Source organism: Streptomyces sp. NPDC043854 (assembly GCF_056436005.1).
In genome coordinates this window covers 1-1,780 of the sequence record NZ_JBWKDK010000134.1, presented here as the reverse complement: position 1 = coordinate 1,780, position 1,780 = coordinate 1, and the positions used below count along the sequence as shown (strand labels likewise).

The window sequence follows — 1,780 nt, the reverse complement described above, 5'->3', positions numbered from 1 at the left end:
GACGCGCCAGTTCCCCCGCTGGCGAAAAGGGGAAACACCAAGCAATGGAACCCGACCCCACCGGCCCCCCCCCCCCCCCCCCCTGGCCCGGGAGGGCCCGCCCCGGCGGGGTTTCACTGCGCGGTCACCACTTGTACGTCCACACCGTGTCGTTGTACGTGTCGGAGCTGTTCACGTGGATCCGGATGCGGGCGGTGTCGTCCTGGAACGTCTGGCCGGGCTTCCAGGTCTGCATGTCCAGCGCGGTGCAGTTGCCGGTGGGTGCGGCGGCCTTGGGGTTGCTCACCACGCGGACCGGTCCGCTGCCGCTCGCGACCGAGGTGTCGACCTTGTAGATCAGTACACCGGTGGCGCAGGCGCCCGAGTCGTTGTTGGCGGCCCTGCGGGACTCGGCGACGTAGGCGGTGGTGGCGCTGGTCTTGATCACCGCCAGCTTGTAGGCGCTGCCCCCGTACTCCACTGCGTTGAGGGTGGTGGCGTACGTGCCGTTGGCGGACAGACAGGAGACCTGGCTGTCGTTGATCCATCCGAGCTTCCACGTGTGCCAGCCGAGGAACTGCGGGGCCGGGCCACTGACCTTGCCCATGAGGTCCCAGCCGCCGACGTACTGGTGCTGTTCGCCGCTGAAGGCGTAGAGGTCGGGCAGGCCGAAGGTGTGGCCGGTCTCGTGGTCGGCGACCTTGTGGCCCCAGTGCCACATGTCCTGTCCGAAGGTCACCGCCCACTTGATCGCCACCCAGGTGTTCGTCGCCTTGTTCCAGACCCAGGTCGGGTTGGAGGGGTTCTGGAGCCAGGTGGGGGTGTGCGTGATCGCGGCCGCGGTGCTGGTCGGCACGATGTAGAACATGTCGTAGTCGGCGAGGTTGACGCCTGCGTTGGCGGCGCCGGCGAGTGCGTCCTTCACATAGACCCGGTGCGTGTCCCAGGAGAACCCGCGCGCCCAGTTGTAGTCGGTGGAGTTCTTCGGCATGCGCACCCAGTTGCCGTGCGGGGCCCTCAGGTCCAGCCAGACCTTGCCGTTGGACGCCTTCCACATCCAGTCGGCGGCGCCGGATATCTGGTTGTAGTAGCGATCGAGGGGCGTGGTGGTCCCGACGGCGTCGGGGAAGTCCACGTAGATCACGCCCACGCGCTTGGTGCCCACCGGTTTCTGGAACCGGTTGTAGTCGATTTTCTGGCCTTCGTCGGTGTAACCGGTCGTCCCCTGCAGCGCACAGGCCGAGATGCTTTCGTTGGCCCCGTGAGCGGTGTCGGTGGGGGCGACCAGGGCGAGCAAGCCGAGCAGGGCGGCGGACAGGACGAATAGGGGCACCGCAACGCGCGGGCGCCGCAAGGCGTGTGAGGGTCTCATGGTGTTGCCTCCGTGGGGGAGAGGCGTTCCTCCGTGGGGAGAGGTGCGCCTCCGCGGGGGAGCCCGCGCGCTGTGTGGCGCGAGCATGACAATCTGTTGCCTGCCGATGCATTGCGTTGGGGACAGGATGCGGATACGGCGGCGACACCGAAAACTACCGGATCTCCATAACTTCGCAATATGGGCCCGGAATTGTGCCGTTCCGATTACGAACGGTAGCCGGGAATCCGGATGCGAAGCGAAACACCGGTCCGGCGCGCTCGGCCCGTGCGGAACGTCGTCGAATTTCCTCGGCAGGGGCGATGCCGGGTAAGCAGCCGCCTCAACTCCGTTTCCTAAGGGCTGTCCCGTAAATGATCTTCCTGTTGCCTCGGGCATGGTTGGTCGCCGTGTGGGTGGCTCGGCTATCCGGCGAGGGCGAGGTTGTGC

The 1,780-nt window shown here is 66.7% G+C and carries 1 protein-coding gene; it reads right to left on the bottom strand.

Annotated elements, in window-relative coordinates:
- Positions 1–124: 124 nt before the first annotated feature.
- Positions 125–1,351, bottom strand: a complete 1,227-nt coding sequence (locus AC068A_RS37325) for a M6 family metalloprotease domain-containing protein (protein WP_478590746.1) — start codon at positions 1,349–1,351, stop codon at positions 125–127.
- Positions 1,352–1,780 lie beyond the last annotated feature (429 nt).

What these genes read in the sequence shown, in the direction of transcription:
- AC068A_RS37325 (WP_478590746.1), bottom strand. Translation starts at nt 1,351, where the DNA reads ATGAGACCCTCACACGCCTTGCGGCGCCCGCGCGTTGCGGTGCCCCTA.